This is a genomic window from Vibrio sinus (assembly GCF_023634645.1).
Lineage (GTDB): Bacteria > Pseudomonadota > Gammaproteobacteria > Enterobacterales > Vibrionaceae > Vibrio > Vibrio sinus.
On record NZ_JAMKMR010000014.1, the window covers coordinates 52,782 to 73,760 of the forward strand.

Here is a 20,979-nt window from a genome sequence, read left to right on the forward strand (position 1 = left end):
ATAGATTGACTGCTCGAAATAGACGTCGTCTATGGCAAAAGTATTGTTTAGTTTTATCTCTGTAGGACGCTTTGCACCTAAACATATTTTTGTTAGGTGAGTCCATTCGGTTCGCATTAAATGTTCGTATTTTGTACGAATGTTCCCGTTAAGAAACATGATTCAACCTTAATGATGTTATTTATCTTATTGATATTAAATCGTAAATATTATTATTGGTGTTCTATGGTTTTTGGCCCCCTATTCATTTTCTGTACTGCGTATATCATGGCGCTTTTTTGAGGGAACAAGATCGCAGTAACTCTATTGCCCCCGGTAGTTTTAAATAACCGTGTACTCGAGTTCAGCGATCGTTTTATACCTCCGCAGGTTCTATCCAATGAGATGGAAAATTGTAACTGTTAGCTGTATGAAAATGATGAACAAGAGAAAACCACGTAACTATTTATATTACTTAAGACATGCTCTTTTTAGTATGTTGGTCGCGTTACTCAGTGGCTGTGGGGGAGATGATAGTCCTCCAGCGTCGTCTGGTGACAATGATGGCAATCGTCAGGGAGATTTGGTACTACAGGCGTTACATCTAGAAACCACACATGACATTATTCCTCAAGGTTTGACTACACCTCTTCGCGCTGTAGCTGTATATGAAGGCGGTTACGTTAAGGATGTGACCGATGACTCGTCATGGTCTTCTTCTGATGAGTCTGTGTTATCAGTTAAAGATGGGAGCATCACTGCCAATCACGTTGGAGAGGCGGAAGTGACCGTTGCCTTCGAAGGTATTTCATCTATGCATCCGATGAAGGTTGTAGATGGAGAAGTCGTGCAGGTGTCCATTTCGCCACAATTCCAAGAATTTCCAGCAGGTTATCAAACCATTTACCAAGCTGAATTGGAATATTTAATTGATGGGGTTCAGTTTTCTTATCCAGTTTCTGATGGTGTGCAATGGTCAGTGAGCGATACAAATATTGCAACGATAGATCAGCAAGGTGTTCTTGATGCAAAAACGTCAGGAGACGTTGACGTTAGTGTATCATTTATATCTCCAGCCCCTGTTTTGAAAAAGAATTCAAGCTCCCAACTTTTGACTAGCGCAAAGTTAAAGGTGATCGAACTTGTTCAAGTTATGGATATCGAGATAACAGGGGGTGATGATCAAAGCGTGCCGATAAATGGAGTTCTTCCATTGACAGCTATGGCTAGTGTTAAAGATTCCCAAAACCAGATAACGCAATTGGATGTCACAGATCTTGCTGTTTGGACATCATCTGATACTAGCAAGGTAACTGTGGACCCATATGGTCAAGTAATGGGAATCCTGCAAACTCAAGGTTCACCTGTACCAGTCACGGCGGAGCTTAGTGTTGGATCCGATAAAGCTTCAGATAGTGTAGCCATTAACGTTACTGACAAAACTTTACAGAATATTGTAATCCTACCTAGTACTGTTGGCACGCATGTCGGTGAGCGAACACAGCTGAAAGCTCAGGGTTTTTATGACAATGGTACGGTAGAAGATCTGACTGATCAGGTTCAGTGGTCGAGCAGTGATGATAAGATTGTTAGTGTTGATAATTTAAATAGCAAGGGTCAAATCAGCGCATTAGCGGAAGGTCAGGGCATTGTTATCGAAGCACTCGATTCGGCCGGTAGTCAGCTTGTCGGCACAGCTACCATTGTTGTTGACGGTTTTCTTGGACAAATTCAATCTATTGAGATTACACCCAAATCTGCCAGTGCCCATATAGGTGATACGTTACGTTATCAGGCGATTGCCACGTTGGATGATGGCCAACAATCAGATATAACAAGTCTAGTAGATTGGCAGGTTGCTGGAGACAGTAACGTTATAATTGGAAGTGGAAATGCTCAAGCTGGAGAGCTGCAGATATTGACGGGAGTGAGTGCTTCATCGGTAACCGTATCGGCAAGTTTTTCGACTTATTCAGACTCCACAACGTTAGCTATTAATCCAGCAGTGCTTCAACAGGTGTTAGTTAAACCAATGGCAGTACGCACACCAGTGGGTGGTAGTCATACATTCTTAGCAAAAGGGTTGTTGAGTGATGGGTCGATCGTTGCTCTAGCGAATGTCAACTGGAATTCAAATGCAACTGGGATCGTCTCAGTTGATCCTACTAGCGGAGTTGCTACTGCTCTTGCCTTAGGCAGAGCTCGTATATCCGTTGAGGCGACGTTGAATGGTGTAACAAAAACGTCGGTGATACCTGCCATTTACGAAGTGGAAGGGACCTTGGGTGATGCAACCTCATTGTCACTTCAGTCTGATTTAGCGACTGTGCCTCTAGGTGGATTAGTGCAATTTACCTCTGAAGCGACGATGACCGATAACGATGTGTACGACGTGACCGCACAAGCGTCATTGGTTATTACGCCACCAGGCAGGCTTGTCGAGGTTAATGGTGTATCGGGATTATATCGTGCTATCGGTACTGGGGATGTATCTGTTACATCATCTCTCAATAGTTTAATTTCACAACCTGTCCAGATAAAAGTAGAGAGTGCTGAACTGAAGCGAGTTCGCCTGTCTCCTAGTTCTCAAATGTTACCAGTAGGCAGTAGTATGACTTTGTCAATATTCGGTGTTTATGGAGATGGGCAAGAAGTTCAGATGTCAAATGCGGATTTTAGCTGGGTCAGTGATTCTAGTAGCGTAATGGTGTCGAGTACTGGTCAAATTACAGCGGTGAACTCAAATAGTGCGGGAGCAACGATCACCGCAATCAATTTATATGACACGAGTTTAGTAGCCTCTGCGCAAGTTTATGTTCCTACACAAACTGTGAAAGCCATTGATGTTCTGCCTGGAAATGTAAGCTTGGTTAAAGGAGAGCGAAAAGCACTACAAGCGTTAGCAACGCTGGATGGTGGTCAACAGATCGATGTAACGTCCGTAGTGAGCTGGAGCAGTGACAAGCCTTCAGATGTTTCTGTGGTGTTGCCAGGTCTTATCCAAGGTGAAGAGGTGACAACCGGTGTTGATGTTTATGCTGAGCTCACAACCGCAAATGGAAATATCGAGGGGCGTTCTTCAGTTGAAGTGACCGATGCTAAATTAGAGCGTATCCTTGTATCACCTATGTCTCGCACCGTGAGTTTGGGTGAAGCGTTGCAATACACAGCAACGGGCTACTATTCGGATAAAAGCCAAGCTAATTTAACGGCTCAAGCAAGCTGGGTAACGGATGATAGCTCTTTAGCCAGTATTAACACTGATGGTTTACTTGTTGGTTTGGCTCCAGGACAGACTAAAGTAACCGCTACATTCTCAGGGGTTGATTCAGTACCAGCTCCAGTAATGATACAAAGCGGAAGCTCAGATATTGTTACCGTAACTAAGGTTGATATCATTGAGCCTGGGCTGGATTTACCAATTAATACAGAATACTCACTTAGCGTCAATGTAACATACATTGACTCACAGGGGCGGACTCGTAATACGAATTTACCATCGCTATTAAGTTGGTCTACTAGTGACTTGTCTAAAGTTGTTGTGTCAGACAACGGTACTGTTGAAGGGGTTGCACTCGATTCATTGGGGCAGGTTGTCACTGCTTCTTTTGGCGGTCAAAGTGACAGCTTAACTGTCACCGTGAATGGCAAATCTCTAGACCGTATAGAGGTACTACCGTCATCGTCTGATATCCCTTTAGTAGGCCTAAGCCAGCAAATGCAAGCGATAGGTCATTACGACAATGGAAGTACGCTTGATCTTACAAGCCAGGTTGCCTGGACAGATGACGATACAACGGATAGCGTAGTAACTTTAAGCGATAAAGGGATAGTAACTGCAGTGGCTGATGGTGGCCCTGTGATGGTGACTGCATCGTACGGACTGCAGGGAAACAGTGCGTCATTAACGGTAGGTCAGACCCCAATGGATGTGATGTCCATTGATGTGGTGCCAGCAGATTTAGATTTAGTTAATGGTGCAACTCAGCGTTATCAAGCATTGGCGAACATGGATAATGGAGCGAGCTTAGATGTTACTAGCATGGTGGACTGGCAAGTTAGTCAGGATACTGGAGGTAACACCGTTGCAACCATTTTCAGCCATGGTACACAAGCAGGTGAGCTTTTAACTCAGAAAGTAAGCTCGAGTACGGTTAATGTAACGGCTCAACTAGGTGGGGTTTCAGGCGTCGGTACTTTAGACGTTACGGACGAAATATTGGAGCGAGTGGCATTGTCTCCTGGACTTAGCCGACTAGGTGTTGGTGCGCAGAAGAGCTACATTGCAACCGGATATTTTTCAGATGGAACGCAAAGTGATATCACTGGAAGCACTACATTTGGCAGTAATTCTGCCGCAGTGACAGTCAATGGGGACACTATCACAGGGGTAGCGAAAGGTGATGCCACCATTACTAGTACAACGACAGTAGGCAGTCAAATGGTTACAAGCAAAGCATATGTGACTGTTGAAGAAGTACCATTGACGGTTCAGAGCTTGAGAGTGGAGCCGTCAACATTAAGTTTACCGGTTACAGACATGCAGCGCGTGAGTGTGATTGCAACGTTATCTGATACATCAGAAACGAACGTAACAAGCATGATTGCTCCAAGTAGTTGGCAATCAACAAGCTCAACGGTGGCCTATAAATCTACATCAGATACCGATACGATAGTGGCAGGCACTGCTACGGGTACTGCGACACTTACTGTACCTTACTTAGGAAAAACGGCAACACTGACTGTGACGACGACGAATGCAACGTTAGACTCGATAACCCTGACGCCAGCCTCTCAAACCTTACCACTTGGGACAAGCAGTTCTGCATATCAGGTGACCGGCCACTACAATGATGGCAGCACTGCTACTTTGGATAACACCAGTCTCGACTGGGTTTCAACCAACCCGGAAGTGACAGTGGTAGATGGTATTGTCAGTGTCAGTAACTCTGCGGCTCCAAATACACCCGTGACAATAACGGTGACCGAGCCGAATTCTCAAGTATCTGGTCGCGCCATTGTTCATGTGTTAGATGCCACTGTGAGCAGCTTACGGATTATTCCTGCAGGGCCCTTGACACTAAAAGTGGGTGAATCACACCAGCTTGAAGCTGAACTGGAACTGTCCGATGGTACGATATTAAACGCGACGAGTATGGTGGAGTGGGGACATGATCCTTTTGTTAGTGTTGATGAGACTGGCTTGCTAACAGCAATTGCGACTTCGCACCTCGATGCCGCAGTAACAGCTAAGCTAGGAAGTACATGGGGAGATTTACCATTAGTTGTGTCAGTGGTTGCGAATACAGATCTAAAGCACATCGTTATTTCACCAACTCAGTCCACTGTTGGGGCGGGCTTAACTCAGCAATATACTGCTACGGGTCACTATATGGATAAATCGACTCTTAATATCACCGATAGTGTTGCATGGAGTAGCGGTGATTCCAGTGTCGCGACTATAGCTTCTGACGGCGTAGTTACAGGTATCGCATCTGGAACAACTAGTATCATGGCGACTCATGCTAGTGGAGTACCTGTCACACCAGCACAAGTGATGGTAGAAGATCAGATTGATTGGAATACGTTTACGCTTGATGACATTACAGTAACACAAGGAGCTTATACGCGAGCAAAAGCAAGCGTGGAAACGTTCTCGGGTAAGCTCCTAGACGTGTCCACGAGCCTGTCTAATATATCATTCGACAATGGATACGGGCTATATTTAAAAAATGGCGTGATACAAGGAGTGACAGCTGGAAGCGATTATGCGACGGCAGTGATTGGGAGCCACCAATCTAACAAGGCGAATGTGGCAGTGAATGCAATGACTCCAGTGGTAGAGCGATTGGAATTAACGCCAGATGGACAGGTAATTACCCAAAACTCTGCTAGCTTAACCCCATACAGAGTGTATGCATATTATAACTCGGATCCTGACATTGCAGTTGATGTCACGAATGATCCTGAGACAATTTTAAGTGTAGATGGCTCTTTCATTACGAATGTTGACAAAGCGACCGGAATAGCAACCGCTGGAAGTCGTGTTTCAGGAAGCGGACAAACTGGGTGGGTCAAAGCAGAATATGGTGGATTTACGTCTTATGTTCAAGCCCATGTGTGGTCTCAAGCAGCTCCAATTGATATATGTAACACCAACGGGAATAATGCAATAGAGATTGATGGCGGTTATAAAGTTGCTTGTCCAGCAACAAAATCACAGCTAGATATGGCTTCAATCAATCCTAACGGAGAAGACATAGAGTTTGGTAATGCCATATATCCAGTTGCTAGAGCAACTGAGGGAGATGATTTGGCTCAGCTGTTTAATCAGTATTGTGACTATCTCTCGGTAAACAATTACGCAGGAAGAGATAATTGGCAAAGCATGGCTTCAGAAAGTGGGGCTGCTTCGTTTGTCGAAATATGGACTAACGGCACAATAGATGGGCAGCCTATCGACTTCCAGAAATTTGGTTTCCCTGATAGAGCGTATATTCATTATGAAACTGATAATCCACAATGCAGTGGTGTACACTCTACTTCTATTCGCTTCGACGGGAACATTCTCAGCAGTTGTACGGCTAGCGCTTCGTTGTCAGGGACATTTAGTTGTGTTTCGCCGCAGTAAAAGGTAGCTTTTTAGTGTACTTAGAAGCCAAAGAGATAATTTAGTGTGTCACTTTGGCTTCTTTCTCTACCATTAGATAATGCACTTCAACGAATAACATATGAATGATGTTGATCATAGTGTATTACAGCAGTGACTACTTGAGGGTATCCATGCCAAAAATTACATCTTCTCATAAAGCCTAGCGGCTTGTTTAGTAAATGAAATAATCCCATGGTCTGTGGAATACAGCTCAGCTTTTTTCGGATGGCTTCCTTTAGTCACAATCACTCTTTCAAATAACACTAAGTCACGATTTGGTAGGATTTTCTCGTGCTCTTTTACGGTCATACGCAGAGTAGAGTCGTCTAGAGTGTAGTTACCTATTACTGAGTATCCGACGCCATTGACTATCATGTAGTAGTTCATTTCACCGCTTCTCGATAATACTAATTGGGAGTACTGATCGATGGGTAACACATTTTCTTTGTTGTAACCGTACAAGATCAATAGCTTGGTATCAGATTTCACAGATAGTGATAGCTTATCTGATGTATAAAAGGACAATAACGTACCCACCAAGGCTCCAGAAAGAGCCGAAGCTAATAGTATTGGTTTATTTGCAAATAATTTCTTTAAATTCATTTGGATAGCTTATCGAATGATTATTGGATGAAATGAGGATGCTTATTTTGTCATTTTTATAGATACTTGGATGTTCATAGATAAACTTTTTTCCTGTGGGGTCAATATAGTAACATTCCTCGAACGTGCCACTTAATAGTTCACTGCCACTCATTATTTTTTTATGTAGCTTTTCGCTTAAAAAATAAGAGCCGATAAGTAAAACAACGAACACACTGATATATTTAAGGATATTGACGCTCGGGATACGGCTACTTGTTTCGCTAGCTAATTCGTGTTCAACACTCCCAACAAACAGGTAGCCCTTGCCTCGCATTGTCTTAATAATATCGCCCTTATTGTCACCAAGGGATTTTCTTAATAGCGAAATAGCGGTCATTAAGCTGCCTTCTTCGACAACGGTACCTCGTTTGGTCCATACATTCTCAATAAGCTGTTCCTTGCTCAGTATGTCTCCTGGGTGATCTAAAAAGTATCTTAAGAGCTCGGACTCGTTCGTCCCCAGCTCATATTGGTGGTTGGTGTTTAAGTCTGTGATGGTTCCAGAGTCAAAGCTGTAACGAGAGTTGATAACGATCATATTAAGTTGTTGTTTTGCTCATGTGGGGGTGCGGTCATTCTAAGGTATTGTTAAAAATATATACGATGGTTGTGTATTCCTCAATTTCTCAAGTAGTGGTAGACATTGGAATGAGGCATAAACCATAGAATTAGAAAGCAATCTTATGGTCTCACAAGTGGAATCATAAAGTTAACGTATTCGACAAACAATGTGTTAGAACGGTTGTTGTTTCTCAAAATTCTTAATATGTGAAAAAATTTCATAATATCAATAAGTTATTTTTATTAAAAAAGTATCATTAAACTTTTTTAATCTTGTAGTGGATTGATAAGCAAGCACTTTGGGCATTTATTAGAGCTGATAGGATAGAATTTGGATCTTCCTATGTGGGCTTGGTTGAAAAACTTATTTTTCTATATGTTATTCAATCGGTTGTGTTTGATTTATTTTTAATGAAGTTTAATCAGTGAGCTTTGGTTGTTGTAGTGGTTAAACTTTAGTCTCTTTTGTAATAATCCTTTTTCACTTTGCGATAGTAATCCAAGTGAAATTTACTTAAAGCAATTCTTTTTCCTAGGCTTGATTGGTTATATGTGGATCAAGCCTATTTTTTATTAAATGAGAGAACAATTGTGAATATATTAATTATCAGTGACTGTCCGTATAGCTGCCATGAGGCAAGAACGACTATTAGCTACTTGTTTACGAGATATGAGATTGAAGAATGCCGCCATGCTGACTCTTTAATTGTACTCGAGCAGCTAAAGCGCGATGGTATTAAACCCAATCTTATTCTTTTTGATATCGATAGTAAGGTTTTATCTGAGGCGGAAAAATCAGTGTTGCTGAATTATTGTAGCAAGAGTGATTACTTTGCAGAGAATCATATACTGCTATTAATCGGTAGCTATAGTCACGAACTTGAAATTAGACAAGCCCCTTTATTAATGAAACCATTTTCGATAAACCAAATGGGTTCATTCCTACGTCGTAATTATGTAAGAAAAGCTCATGCTCAGCCTTATTTGACCAAGCTGGACGGAGAGCTTGGTAAGAGTTTAGCGTTTTAAGCGTGGTATTCATTCCTTTATAGCGCCAAACAGAAAAGTTAGAAACTCCAAAAAATAAGGTGATAATATGGTCACTAAGGTATCAATAAAGTGGTTCATGCCCGTATTATTGTTAGGTTTAGCGTCTTGTACCAAGATTGAATTTGTCGATACACCTAATAAGAGTAGTAGGGTTAAAAATGTCGTTATTCACTACACCGCGGTTGACGAGAAGCAGACGATGAGTTTGTTTGCCGATAAACACGCTAAAGTGAGCGCTCACTTTGTCATTACAGAAGACGAAATTTATCAACTCGCCAGCCTGGATGATAGAACCTTTCACGCTGGTTTTTCTTATTGGAACGGAAGAACATCAATTAATGACACCTCTATTGGGATTGAGCTGGTGCAGGAAATCCACTGTTTAGATGCCTCAATCGATACGAGTGTCTACCCAAGACAAGTTTGTGCTTATCCTCCCTTTTCTCCTGATTTAGTAGACAACCTAATACGTGTACTGGACATCGTTTATGAGGCGTATCCCAACGTCAAACCCACCCACCTTGTTGGGCACCAAGATATTGCGCCAACGCGCAAGTCTGACCCCGGCCCTAATTTCCCTTGGCAATACCTAAATCAAGAGGGATATGGCGCTTGGTATGAACCTTCAGATTTTCTCGAGGAATACCAAGATATGGCCGGGAGAAAGGTGGAGGTAGAACAATTTCATGCAGCACTTCGTATATACGGCTATCCAGAAGTTGAGTCTCACGAGTACCCACATGTGATCAGTGCCTTTCAAAGTCACTTTACGCCCAATATGATAACTGGGGATGTGACAACCGATAGTGTGGCTGCATTGTTAGCACTTATCAAAAAATATTATCCTGACAAATATCCAACAGCGAAAGAAAACTTATTATCGATTTAGAGCGCCGTTTTTGACTTAGCGGGTTAGGTCAATACACATCAGGCTTTTGAATTACTTTATTATGCGCGGCCCTGTTCGACTGATAGGAGCATGCCGCGCATTTTGTTGTGAATAAGGCTAGGGTGTTGCGCTGAAACTCGGCTTGCTTTTTACCACCTTCCATAAAACCTGAGTGAAATATAGTCCGATAGCCATAAAGATTAACCACAGACTGGTTTTGGTGAGAGTGATGAGCGCTGCCGTATCATCGGCCCAGTGATCGAGTAGATAGAGAAATACAATCGATAGGCCGAACAAGACGAGCAGTCCATAGCTGGCTTTGTCTATTTTACCGGGAATAACATACCAACCTTTGTCTTTGATAGGCTTATTTAAGCGAGCGTATTCGGCTTGCTGCCCTTTGACGGTGTATAGGTGCATTGCATCCTGCTTGCCCGTAATCATCAGGCTAGCAACCCACGCAACAGCAGCGTTCACGACCGCGCCAATAACACAATACCATGGCCAGGCAATATCGGTTGCGACTGCGACATACCAAATGGCAAGAAAACTTGCCGCGACACCAATCAAAAGCCCTTTTTCGGTAATGTGCTTGGAGTAAAAGCCTAACACAAACATGCAAAAACTCGCGCCGACAAAGTAAGAGCCAGCTTTACTCAGAACTTCAAGAACCGAGCCAGTACTGGTGGCAAACATAATCGCAGGAATGATGATCAGTATTGCCCAAGAGACGGTAAAGACTCGCGATGCTTTTAAATAGTGTTCTTCAGATTCATTAGGCTTGTACAAGCGCTTGTAAAAATCGGCGACCGATACTGTTGCCATAGAGTTGAAGGCCGAATCTAGGCTCGACATACTAGCGGCCAATATCGCTGCGGCGATTAGCCCCATTAATCCTGGCATGCCGTATTCGCTGGCAAAATGCAAGATGATGGTATTGCCATTGTCAAACGCTTGGCCATCGTAGTAGGCATTGAATAGCACGCCCAGAAAGATGAATACGAAATAGATGAAAAAGGCAAGGTAGCCCATCATCAGCATCGATTTTTTTGCATCACCCATGTTTTTGGCTGCCATGCAGCGCTGAACCATCATTTGGCTACCGCCGTATACCGTGGTGTGGAACATGGTCATTGCGATCACACCCGCCCAGATGGTGGTCACTTGGCTCAGCTCCAAGCTGGTTTCTAACGCATTGGTCATGCCCTTGGATTTCATTTCTGCCATTACTTGTGAGATGGGTTCGGGAATGCCATTCCATACCGCTTCAATAATGATAAACGCTCCAGCAAACAATACTACGGCTTGGATAACATCGGTCCAGATGACTGCGTTAATCCCTCCCATTACCGTATAGATAAGCGCGATAGCCGTCACTATCATGATGCAGTACACGACATCGATGCCAGTGATAAACTCTAGGATGATAGCCGTTGCGTATAACACAGCCGCAGAACTTAGCGACTGCTTCATCAGAAAGATAACGGAAAGTGTCAATCTAGACGCTTTACCAAATCGACGTTCTTGATATTCGTAAATGGACGTTAATCCGTTGTTGTAGAAAAACGGCATAAAAACGGTGACGATAAAAAATATCACCAAAGGATAATTTAAATGGATAGCTAACACGGACAGCCCGTCCGTGTATGACCATGCAGGCCCGCCCAGAAAGGACATGGCACTGACATAGGTGCTGACGACCGATATACCGATTGCCCACCAAGGTATTGACTTATCACCTAACGCAAACTGAGCCGAAGATGTGACCTTTTTACCGATCACAGCGCCGAGGCTCAGTGTGATTACCACGTAGCCACCCAAAATCATCCAATTGAGTAAGCCAAACTCATGCATACTTAGGTCCCTCTAGATTTTCCTTCATCTGACCAAAAACATCGTAGCCGAGTTGATGTAAGATATGAATAATATCAATAGCGACCCAGTTCTCTTTTAGCAGATCGCCCTCTCTGCGCCATATATCCATAACACGCATCTCGATATGTTTTCCAGTTGGAGCGAGGCCTAACCAGCCGCTATGGCCACTATGTGTGCCGTGCATGTGTGGCCAACCACCAGTGGATACGTAGTCATTTTGAGATAAAATATTCAGCTTGATATCCACACTTCTATCAGGGAAGGCAAATACGAATGGCGCTTGGTGCCGATTACGGAAACCTTTAATACCACGGGTTGTACCAATGCCAGATGGCCCGTACCACATAAAGTCACTGTGCCAGTAATTCTCTAAATCCATAGAAAACAGATCTTGGCCATCAAAGCGGCCTAAACAAGTCAGCATATCGTTAACTAAGGTGAGGCTTTTCTCACTTGAATGTGGGCATACATCTTCATTGCATAGCCCATTATAGGTTGCAGGGGAGAGCACCAGACCGGAGTGGCCTAAGCTTTTACGCAAAGGATTGACACCAGCTTGAACCATGGCATCAATAAAGTCGGGAATCACATAATATTCCGTAATTAAACCGTCTTCGACACAGGCCATTTCGGTGTATCTTAGATAAAGTATGTTGCCTGTGGCTGGAATACCAAATAAATCTTTCTCGAACACGCCGACGAAATACCCTGTTGAGTTGAACCATTGTCGGCCTTCGTATTTACCTTGCATAACAATATACGGGCGACGCTCGACATCGGGAAGGGCTTGTTTTAATGGGGCAAGGAAGTGCTTATGTGAAGCTTCAGGGCCCTGTAAGTCATTGATCGGGTGAGCGACAGAGCATTTGATATCGGGGCTAAGGCAGGACGTGGCAGTGGGTAACTGTTGATCTTCCTTTGCTTGGAAATAATCCTGAAAAAACTGTTCGACGACGTTATGTGACATGTTTTACTTCCTTATGTAATGTTGCAAGTCTAGGGCCTTGCGGCCCTTAACTTGAGTCTTATTGTATTAATCGTTTTTGACGTTGTTAGATTTACGATTGTTATCAACCTTGCTGTAATAAGATTTGCTTCCAAATGGCAGTTTCATCAAAAAGCGTGAACTCTCGACGTAAGCCCCAAGGCCCGAATTCGGCGTGGCTTATCCCCATCACGTACACGTCGGCATTCGTGGGTTGGCCAAATAAACCGTAGCCCTCATGTTTGCCTTCGAGTGTCCACCGGATGGCAGCACGTGGGGACATCATAGGATCGTCTCTGCCGATTCTATGCTGAATCTTGAATTCAGCATTCGGGAACGAAGAACGCAGTTGCATCCAAAATTGGTCGATTTCCGAATGCGAAAGCGCAGATCGGCCCGCGGGATATTCACCAATGCAAGCTCGGTCATAGTGTTTGGGAATACTTGAGAATTCGGCATTCATGATTTGGTTTAGAATGGATTCATAGTTTTGTCCCCATTCATTATCGTTACCAACCCCTTTGTAAGGGCCTTGAACATCTTGCTCTGCAGTAAACGGGAACGGGCTTTTTTCTAAGCCACCTTCTACTTCAATAAGATGTTGAGCGTAGGTTTTTGATGTCATGCCAATCTGGTTGGCAATGGCAGCTTGATCGCGGATTAGCCATTCGTCGTTGATCTGGTTATTGATTGCATGGCAATCGGCGATAATACGATAGCGAAGTTTCTTGTTACTTGCGTTTCCATAAAGGCCACTATTGGCGTGAGTTGCCGTTGAGATAATGCGATGTGATGAAAGCATGCCCGTTTCAGGTGTACCGCTCCAGATGATGTCTTCACCAAAAAGGGTGCGATCAGGAAATTCTGCCAGCGTGGCCATGGTGGCATTAATAACATTTTGGTTGCCATGTGAAATCGCACTAGGCGTGCGCACGACAATATCAGGAGAGTAGTAATGCTCTAGTGTATGCAAACCGCGCTTTTCCCAGATTTCTTCAGTAATGCCTAAAATGTAATCGGGAAAATCGTGCCATTTTTTGTCAAAGCCAGACATGGGCATAATAAGTCTCCTTTTGGTTCATTGTTATAATTTGGATACGTACCCAAATTACCTGGAGTTTATTTTTTGTCAATAAATTGTTTAAATTTTGTGTTCTGGTCGTACAAGCACAACTAAACGGCTTTTAGTGAAGAGGTATGAGAGGTAGGAAACGCAACAGTAACACCTCTTATTGAGGTGCTACCGGGTCAACTATCGCGAGGTTAGTGAACCTTGGATCCAGATGCTTTAACAGCTGGCGCGCTCTATCAGCTGGCCTTTTTGCATTAAATATTGACCGGGTTGTTGTTGGCTGCCGTGAATTCTAGACAATAAATCTTCGACCAAAACACTTGCTATCCGATCAATAGGTTGATGTATCGTGGTTAGGTTGTATGCGGGCCAGCCGGACATTTGAATATCATCGACGCCCATTACTGCATAGTCGTTTGGAACACTAAGGCCTTGTTCTCGCAAACCATCGATGACGCCAAGTGCAAGAATGTCGTTTGCGCAAAAAATGGCTTCTGTATTGGGGATCTTGCTGACAATATGTTTCGCCGCTTCAATACCCGATTCAAAACTGTAACGCGCCTCGACGAAATCAGCAGGTGGCAGGCCAAGATCGGTGAGCCCTTTTGAGAAGCCTTTCCAACGCTCTTCACTGGTCATTGACCCCGCATCGCCACTCACGTAGGTCATCTTAGTGTATCCTTTGCTTGCCAAATACTGTGCAGCTTGCAAGCCAGCATCGAGGTTATCTAGTCCAACACTATTGGCGGAAAGCCCCTCTACATAGCGGTTAATCAGGCTAAGTTGTACGCCAAACTTATCGCATTGGGCAATTGCCACGCTGGATAGGCGGCTGGTTGCGATAATCAGTCCATCGACTTGGTATTCAATGGCACGAGTGATCGCAAGATCCAAATTATCTTCGTCAATCGGGCAAAGTATGCCTTGGCAGCCGCTTTTTTGAATAACGTGCGTTAACTTGCGAGCCAGCATGTCATACATTGGGTTGCTTTCACTGTCGAGAGCAATGGCAATTAACCCGGAACGATTGGATATTAGGCTACGGGCGATGGCATTTGGCGTATAGCCGAGTTTGTTTGCCGCCTCCATGACCATTTGACGCTTTTTTTCGCTAATACTGGCCTTGGGGTTAAATGCTCTGGAAACCGTCGACTGAGAGACGCCCAACATATTAGCGACATCAGTCGACGTAATTTTGCTTTTGATAATGTTCTCCTAACCTTCGTTGATTGACTCGATTTTACGACGCTGCTCGTTAAACCCATCAATCATCATTTTGTGTTCTGATGCGAGACCGAAAAAGGATACACCTAAATTTTTCCAAAAGGTAACTTGATTTGCATCGGATACAAACATCCCGACTGGTTTATTGTGACGTCTTGCAACTTCAATAATTTTCATGCTGGCATTGCGCACAGATTCGCTGTTCACTGAAGCCTCACCATAGGCTACCGCCAAATCCACTTGGCCGATAAAAAGTGCATCGATGCCGTCGACAGCTGCGATGTTTTCTACCTCATCGACACCTTCAATGTCTTCGATCTGAACGACGACCGTAGTGTGTTGTGAACTATTTTTCAGATGCTCGTTCATCGGTGTGCTTATGTAACTCGCCGCGCGAGTTGAGCCCGCGTAGCCACGGCCACCTGCGCCGAAGTGGCTTTTTTTCACAATGAGTTTTGCTTGCTCTGCACTACATACATGAGGGACTAATATTCCAGTTGCGCCGCAATCTAATGCGTTGAGTATGGTGGAAGGTGCGTTATCAGGAATTCTAACTAGCGTTGGTAAATCCGATAGCTTGGCAACCATAATGCAGAGATCGAGTGAGGTGCGATCAAATGGTGCATGTTCAGCATCAAGAATTAAAAAGTCGAGTGAGCAATGGCTTAGTACTTCGATAACATGCGGATGAGGCGTTTTGACAAAGGTGCCAAGTAGTGGTGATTGATGAAGCTTAGCAGAAAAACTCATAATATTTCCTTTTAGTGGTTGCACAATGTTAATGACTTGTTTATTGTAATTTGCATTCGTAGTCAAAACAAATTTTATCTAAACTCACGAATAAATCTATTGGAAGCAGTTTTTTTGATTAAAAATGAATACGTAGTCAATTTAGGAGAAGAGTAATGATTACCTATCTTAAGCGAGGAATCACTGAGGAAGTGTCTGCATCAAACGACGCCAAGGTTCAGCAAGTAGTAGAAGGCATTTTATCGGATATTCAAACACAAGGTGACAGTGCTGTGCGTGCGTTATCGGAAAAGTTTGATAACTGGTCTCCGGAACAATTTCGTTTGTCACCAGAGCAGATCCAAGCATGTATCGATAGCCTTGATGCCGCGACCATTGATGACATTAAATTCGCTCAAGCTCAGGTTAAAAACTTTGCTCAAATCCAAAGGGAGTCAATGCGTGATGTGGAAGTAGAGACGCTGCCAGGTGTGGTACTTGGCCACAAGAACATTCCAGTGGAAAGTGTTGGCTGTTATGTACCTGGAGGTAAATACCCATTGGTGGCCTCGGCTCACATGAGTGTACTAACGGCAAAAGTGGCGGGAGTGAAACGGGTTATCGCTTGCGCTCCACCGTTTAACGGCAAACCTAATGCTGAAATTGTTGCAGCGATGGCGATGGCGGGTGCAGACGAAATCTACTGTTTCGGTGGTGTTCAAGCAGTAGGCGCAATGGCACTCGGCACAGAAACCATCAAACCCGTTGATATGATTGTGGGCCCGGGTAATGCGTTTGTCGCAGAAGCAAAACGACAACTGTTTGGTCGAGTTGGTATCGACCTGTTCGCCGGCCCAACAGAAACGTTAGTCATTGCCGATGAAAAAGGGTGCGACCCTGAACTGGCTGCTGCTGATTTGCTGGGTCAGGCTGAGCATGGTTACAACTCTCCGGCTGTTCTACTGACTAATTCAGAAAGCTTCGCTAAAAAAACCGTTGAGGAAATCCAGCGTCAGCTGACAATTCTTCCAACCTCTGAAGTGGCAGGAAAAGCGTGGGAAGATTATGGTCAAGTCATTGTGTGTGATAGCTATGAAGAAATGGTGAAGGTTGCAGATGATATCGCTTCTGAGCACGTACAAGTCATGACACAAGATCCCAAATATTTCCTAGATAACATGGTGAACTATGGCGCATTGTTTTTAGGCAAAGAAACCAACGTTTCTTACGGTGACAAGTGTATCGGTACCAACCACACCTTACCCACTAAGAAAGCGGCACGTTATACTGGTGGCCTATGGGTTGGTAAGTTCCTGAAAACCTGTACCTACCAACGCGTTACAGAAAAAGCCTCTCTTGTTGTTGGTGAATACTGCTCTCGCTTGTGTGAACTTGAAGGTTTTGCTGGGCATAAAGAGCAAGCCGATATCCGCGTTCGACGCTACAGCAAACTTGAAGAAGAAGGACAGCTCAGTGAGTAAATACGCCTTAGTCACAGGTGGCAGTGGCGGCTTAGGGGCCGCCATTTGTAAAACCTTAGCCAGCAGTGGTTATAAAATTGTTTTCACCTACAACTCAAACCGAGCTAAAGCAGAGCGTACTCTGCAAGAGTTGGACGGAGAGGGGCATCAATTTTACTCCTTAGATGTGGCGGATACTCAGGCGATTGAGTCACTAAGGAACAGCTTAGTCGATGACAATATCGATATTGATCTGCTTGTTAATTGTGCCGGAACGACACAGTTTGTTGCCCATCAAGATTTGTCTGGATTGACTGACGATATCATCGACAAGATTTTGTCCGTCAATGTCAGAGCGCCACTTGCAATGGTTCGCGCATTCCAATCATCGTTGGATAAAAAGCGTGGCTGTATCATAAACATTACTTCGATTGCAGCCAAAACGGCGATGGGCAGCAACATTGCTTATTGTGCCAGTAAAGCCGCGTTGGAAAATATGACCTGCTCCTTAGCAAGAGCGCTTGCGCCGAACGTTCGAGTGTTGTCTGTTGCGCCCGGGCTTATCGATACTGAATTTGTCAAAGGTCTTGACGAGGAATGGCGAAATACACAAGAACAAAGCACACCTTTGCAGCGCTTGGCTGATGTGGAAGAAGTGGCAAAAGCGGTGTTGCTAGCGGCTGAACAGCTGACATTCTCAACGGGCACCACCATCAGTGTCGATGGCGGGCGACCACTCAATGGATAATTTGGGTATAACCATCAGTAATAAAAAGGTATGTGGATGAAATTTCAACAACATCTAAATAGTCAATTGGTTCGCTATATGGAATTAGTGCCAGGCACCCAAGCATTCATTGACGCGAGAACGCCAGGCAGTCATTTAAAAGATAACTTTTGTATCATTGGTGCAGGGGTGGCGGAAAGCAGTCGTCAACATGTTCATATTCAAGAAACATCTGGTTTTAATATAGGCGCTGCTGGTCAACCTCCCGGCATAAAAAACTCGCTACACTCTCATACCACCGCTGAACTGTTTATCGTCTTTAAGGGTAATTTCCGCTTTTACTGGGGAAATGATGGCCAGCATGATGCAGTACTTTCCGCGGGAGACATCATTTCGATACCGACCAACTTGTTTCGAGGCTTTGAAGTGGTTGGTCGCGACTACGGCTTTATGTACTCAGTATTGGGTGGCGATGACTCAGGTGGTGGCGTGACATGGCATCCAAACGTGATAAGAGAAAGCCAAGGTCATGGCTTGTACCTATGCAAAGACAAGAGCTTGGTGGATATTCAATCTGGAGATGTAAAGCCTGATGAAGGCCAGTTAATGCCTATCTTAACTGATGATGAGATGGCTACATTTGATGATTATACGGCCGAGCAGATGCGTCCGTATATTGTTAAAGCGTCTGAATACCAGAGTACCAACAGTGATTTCACGGCTGTGGACTGTGAGCAATATGCGTTAACAGGCGGCCCAGAATCAGAGTATGACTTTCAAGTGAAGAGCAAAGATGATGTCAGCATTCATGCTTTTTCTCTTAAAAATGGTTCAACACTTCCTGCTTATCTGCGTCAGGAAAAACAAGTACTGATTAACTTTAGTGGTGACACATTAGTCTCGCTGAAAAAGGGGACTGAGCGAGGCGAAATCTTGCTGACTACGGGTGATGTATTCAACGTGCCATTCGGGGTTGAAATTAGCCTGAGAAACTTAAGAGGTGATAGCTTCGTTTATCAAATCTTAGGCAGTGACGTACCAACCAAGCCGGTAATTCAACAATGACCTCATCAACCCCTTTATTATGGCTGCCCGGGTTTTTGTGCGATGACGCGCTATTCGCTCCGGTGAATGCTTTGCTCGATAAAAGTGTTGAACCAAGTTGCGCCGAATTACCAGCGCTCAATAAAATTCAAGCACTAGCAAAACACGTATTAAATAACGCGCCGCAGACATTCATTCTAGGTGGGCTTTCAATGGGCGGTATTTTGGCGTTTGAAGTGTATCGACAAGCGCCGGATCGAGTAAAAGGCTTAATATTGCTAAATACCAATGCCGCTGACGAGAAAATGGAAGTGACAGAAAGGCGCAATACATTGGTGGACAAAGCGTTAGCCGGGGCGTTTTCAGCAATTACGCGTGATGACTTAATGCCTTTGCTCATCCATCCAGATAGGGCTGCCGACACTCAGTTGGTTGATAGTATATGTCAGATGGCTGAAAATATAGGCGTTGAGCGATTCTGTACTCACGCTCAAGCTTTAGCTACCCGCCCTGATGCTAGACCACTTCTATCCGATATCAGGGTACCGTCACTGATCGTTTGTAGTGAAGACGACTTACTTTGCCCAGTCGAGAATCATCTGCTGATGAGAGATAACATTCCCAACGCGAGGTTTGAATATCTTCCAAGCGGGGGTCACTTAACCACGCTTGAGCAGCCTGATAAAGTGGCGCGAATGATCAATCGTTGGCTTAGCTCATTGAATCTTGCTGGTTGATTTGTTTGTTAGGACGTCTTCTTATGGCAAATACGACATGTCTAACTTAACCACAGAACAAAAGAAATAATAAAAATCTTTACGGGGTTTCTGGAAAATGTGGTGCGGTGATTCATGGGGTTTAGAGGGTTGCTTTAGCTAAACTTACACCAAAACCCATAAATATGCCGCCACTGACAAAATTTAACCATTTGGCCATCTTAGGTGTCGTAAGCATCGTTTTGAGTTTACTGGCGAAGAAAATAACTGTAAGAAACCAAATGGTTACAACTAAAGCTTGAACGAGCCCTAATGTCATGCTTTGTTCTAAAATTTTTCCTTGTGAAACAAATTGAGGAAATATGGATAGATAGAATAGTACGATTTTAGGGTTGAGTAAGTTGGTCAATAGCCCTTTTACAAAGCTACTGATCAATGTTGGAGAGTTGGATGTATTGCTCAGGTTTAGGGTCGTGACGCCAAGTGATTGAATTAGTGTATAATCTTTATCTTTTGCATGGATTGAATTATGGTTACTGTTGAAGTGAAATGTCGTTTTTGTTCTCAGACTGACCCTGTTATGAAGCATGGGCGGAACCCGAGAGGTATCCAGCGATATCGTTGCTTGGATTGTAAGCGAAGTTTCCTTCTCGATTACGCTTATGAAGCCTGTAAACCCGGAGTAAAGGAAAAGATCGTAGACATGGCTATGAATAGCGCGGGACTACGAGACACAGGACGAGTACTTAAGGTCGGCTACAACACGGTTTTGCGCACTCTAAAAAACTCCAACCGAGGCAAGTAACCACGATCCCGTTTGATGCCGCGAATATTGAATTGATTTGCGAAGTCGACGAGCAATGGTCGTTTGTCGGAAATAAAAAGAATCAACGCTGGTTGTGGTACGCATGGGAGCCAAGGTTTAAACGCATTGTCGCCCATGCATTCGGAAAGCGGAACTGCCAAGCATTCAAGCGCCTCCAAAGCTTGCTGGCTCCCTTTACCATCAACTTCTTCTGTACGGATGACTTCAGTGTTTACTCGGCAAACTTACCCCGCGAAAAACACATTGTGGGAAAACGCTACACACAGAGAATTGAGCGGGCCAATCTCACTTTACGTACTCGCTTGAAGAGATTAGTGAGAAAAACGATGGGCTTCTCTAAGTCAGAAACCATGCACGACAAGGTGATCGGTACTTTCATCGAGCGAGAGTATTATGAGTAGATCAACTAATTGGAGTCATGACCCCATTGCCAGTATGAAAACTATACTAGTGAAAGTAGCTAAAGTATGAGCGGTCATTTTGAGGTCCAACAAAGTATTGTGATGTTGTTTGAGAGCAATAAATCAATACATTAAAGCAATGGT

15 protein-coding genes and 1 pseudogene are annotated in these 20,979 nt (G+C 44.0%); 8 read left to right on the top strand and 8 right to left on the bottom strand.

Going from position 1 to position 20,979, the window contains the following annotated elements; all coding sequences use genetic code 11:
* Positions 1-415: 415 nt before the first annotated feature.
* Positions 416-6,610 carry an Ig-like domain-containing protein gene (locus tag M9194_RS14855; RefSeq protein WP_250613470.1) on the top strand — a complete coding sequence of 2,065 codons (6,195 nt, stop codon included), beginning with the start codon at positions 416-418 and terminating at the stop codon, positions 6,608-6,610.
* 162 nt (positions 6,611-6,772) lie between these two features.
* Here M9194_RS14855 and M9194_RS14860 read toward each other — a convergent pair whose 3' ends face one another.
* Together M9194_RS14860 and M9194_RS14865 are read right to left on the bottom strand one after the other, a co-directional pair.
* A complete protein-coding gene (locus M9194_RS14860; RefSeq protein WP_250613522.1) occupies positions 6,773-7,234 on the bottom strand; it encodes a hypothetical protein in 462 nt (153 codons plus the stop codon).
* Positions 7,206-7,814, bottom strand: coding sequence for a winged helix-turn-helix domain-containing protein (locus M9194_RS14865; RefSeq protein WP_250613471.1), 609 nt, complete (start codon positions 7,812-7,814; stop codon positions 7,206-7,208). The genes M9194_RS14860 and M9194_RS14865 overlap by 29 nt, the downstream gene beginning before the upstream one ends.
* Positions 7,815-8,428: 614 nt before the next feature.
* Here M9194_RS14865 and M9194_RS14870 point away from each other — a divergent pair.
* Both M9194_RS14870 and M9194_RS14875 read left to right on the top strand, forming a co-directional pair.
* Positions 8,429-8,866, top strand: a complete 438-nt coding sequence (locus tag M9194_RS14870) for a hypothetical protein (protein WP_250613472.1) — start codon at positions 8,429-8,431, stop codon at positions 8,864-8,866.
* A 67-nt stretch (positions 8,867-8,933) separates the two neighbouring features.
* Positions 8,934-9,776 (top strand): N-acetylmuramoyl-L-alanine amidase, encoded by an 843-nt coding sequence (locus M9194_RS14875; RefSeq protein ID WP_250613473.1) that lies wholly within the window; start codon positions 8,934-8,936, stop codon positions 9,774-9,776.
* Between the two features lie 117 nt (positions 9,777-9,893).
* Here M9194_RS14875 and M9194_RS14880 read toward each other — a convergent pair whose 3' ends face one another.
* The 5 genes from M9194_RS14880 to M9194_RS14900 form a co-directional block, all read right to left on the bottom strand.
* The gene (locus M9194_RS14880; protein WP_250613474.1) at positions 9,894-11,630 is read right to left on the bottom strand and encodes a sodium:solute symporter family transporter; all 1,737 of its coding nucleotides are present in this window, start codon (positions 11,628-11,630) and stop codon (positions 9,894-9,896) included.
* Positions 11,623-12,618: a nuclear transport factor 2 family protein gene (locus M9194_RS14885; protein WP_250613475.1), complete on the bottom strand. Its 996-nt coding sequence runs from the start codon at positions 12,616-12,618 to the stop codon at positions 11,623-11,625. The genes M9194_RS14880 and M9194_RS14885 overlap by 8 nt, the downstream gene beginning before the upstream one ends.
* 103 nt (positions 12,619-12,721) lie before the next feature.
* Positions 12,722-13,696 (bottom strand): nuclear transport factor 2 family protein, encoded by a 975-nt coding sequence (locus tag M9194_RS14890; protein WP_250613476.1) that lies wholly within the window; start codon positions 13,694-13,696, stop codon positions 12,722-12,724.
* Positions 13,697-13,924: 228 nt separating this feature from the next.
* On the bottom strand, positions 13,925-14,902 hold the full coding sequence (locus M9194_RS14895; RefSeq protein ID WP_431769414.1) for a LacI family DNA-binding transcriptional regulator: 978 nt from the start codon (positions 14,900-14,902) through the stop codon (positions 13,925-13,927).
* Positions 14,903-14,923: 21 nt separating this feature from the next.
* On the bottom strand, positions 14,924-15,685 hold the full coding sequence (locus M9194_RS14900) for an HpcH/HpaI aldolase family protein (protein WP_250613520.1): 762 nt from the start codon (positions 15,683-15,685) through the stop codon (positions 14,924-14,926).
* 152 nt (positions 15,686-15,837) lie between these two features.
* On the opposite strand from M9194_RS14900, the gene hisD reads away from it, so the two are divergent.
* Genes hisD through M9194_RS14920 form a run of 4 tightly spaced genes read left to right on the top strand, consistent with a single transcriptional unit; the run spans position 15,838 to position 19,629 of the window.
* Positions 15,838-17,142 (top strand): histidinol dehydrogenase, encoded by a 1,305-nt coding sequence (hisD, locus tag M9194_RS14905; protein ID WP_250613478.1) that lies wholly within the window; start codon positions 15,838-15,840, stop codon positions 17,140-17,142.
* The gene (locus tag M9194_RS14910; RefSeq protein ID WP_250613479.1) at positions 17,135-17,869 is read left to right on the top strand and encodes an SDR family NAD(P)-dependent oxidoreductase; all 735 of its coding nucleotides are present in this window, start codon (positions 17,135-17,137) and stop codon (positions 17,867-17,869) included. The genes hisD and M9194_RS14910 overlap by 8 nt, the downstream gene beginning before the upstream one ends.
* Before the next feature lie 36 nt (positions 17,870-17,905).
* On the top strand, positions 17,906-18,913 hold the full coding sequence (locus M9194_RS14915; protein WP_250613480.1) for a cupin domain-containing protein: 1,008 nt from the start codon (positions 17,906-17,908) through the stop codon (positions 18,911-18,913).
* Positions 18,910-19,629: an alpha/beta fold hydrolase gene (locus M9194_RS14920; RefSeq protein ID WP_250613481.1), complete on the top strand. Its 720-nt coding sequence runs from the start codon at positions 18,910-18,912 to the stop codon at positions 19,627-19,629. Before M9194_RS14915 ends, M9194_RS14920 begins: the two co-directional genes overlap by 4 nt.
* 121 nt (positions 19,630-19,750) lie before the next feature.
* Here the strand turns inward: M9194_RS14920 and M9194_RS14925 are convergent.
* Positions 19,751-20,077 (bottom strand): annotated as a pseudogene (locus tag M9194_RS14925) (LysE family translocator); the annotation flags it as partial.
* Positions 20,078-20,137: 60 nt separating this feature from the next.
* Between M9194_RS14925 and M9194_RS14930 the strand changes: the two are divergent.
* Positions 20,138-20,835, top strand: a protein-coding gene (locus M9194_RS14930) for an IS1 family transposase (protein ID WP_250613482.1) whose coding sequence is annotated in 2 segments (ribosomal slippage) — positions 20,138-20,387 and positions 20,387-20,835 — 699 coding nt in all. Because the reading frame shifts where the segments join, the coding sequence is not laid out codon by codon here.
* The last annotated feature ends 144 nt before the right edge of the window (positions 20,836-20,979 follow it).

What these genes read in the sequence shown, in the direction of transcription:
- M9194_RS14855 (WP_250613470.1), top strand. Translation starts at nt 416, where the DNA reads ATGATGAACAAGAGAAAACCACGTAACTATTTATATTACTTAAGACAT.
- M9194_RS14860 (WP_250613522.1), bottom strand. Translation starts at nt 7,234, where the DNA reads ATGAATTTAAAGAAATTATTTGCAAATAAACCAATACTATTAGCTTCG.
- M9194_RS14865 (WP_250613471.1), bottom strand. Translation starts at nt 7,814, where the DNA reads ATGATCGTTATCAACTCTCGTTACAGCTTTGACTCTGGAACCATCACA.
- M9194_RS14875 (WP_250613473.1), top strand. Translation starts at nt 8,934, where the DNA reads ATGGTCACTAAGGTATCAATAAAGTGGTTCATGCCCGTATTATTGTTA.
- M9194_RS14880 (WP_250613474.1), bottom strand. Translation starts at nt 11,630, where the DNA reads ATGCATGAGTTTGGCTTACTCAATTGGATGATTTTGGGTGGCTACGTG.
- M9194_RS14885 (WP_250613475.1), bottom strand. Translation starts at nt 12,618, where the DNA reads ATGTCACATAACGTCGTCGAACAGTTTTTTCAGGATTATTTCCAAGCA.
- M9194_RS14890 (WP_250613476.1), bottom strand. Translation starts at nt 13,696, where the DNA reads ATGCCCATGTCTGGCTTTGACAAAAAATGGCACGATTTTCCCGATTAC.
- hisD (WP_250613478.1), top strand. Translation starts at nt 15,838, where the DNA reads ATGATTACCTATCTTAAGCGAGGAATCACTGAGGAAGTGTCTGCATCA.
- M9194_RS14915 (WP_250613480.1), top strand. Translation starts at nt 17,906, where the DNA reads ATGAAATTTCAACAACATCTAAATAGTCAATTGGTTCGCTATATGGAA.
- M9194_RS14920 (WP_250613481.1), top strand. Translation starts at nt 18,910, where the DNA reads ATGACCTCATCAACCCCTTTATTATGGCTGCCCGGGTTTTTGTGCGAT.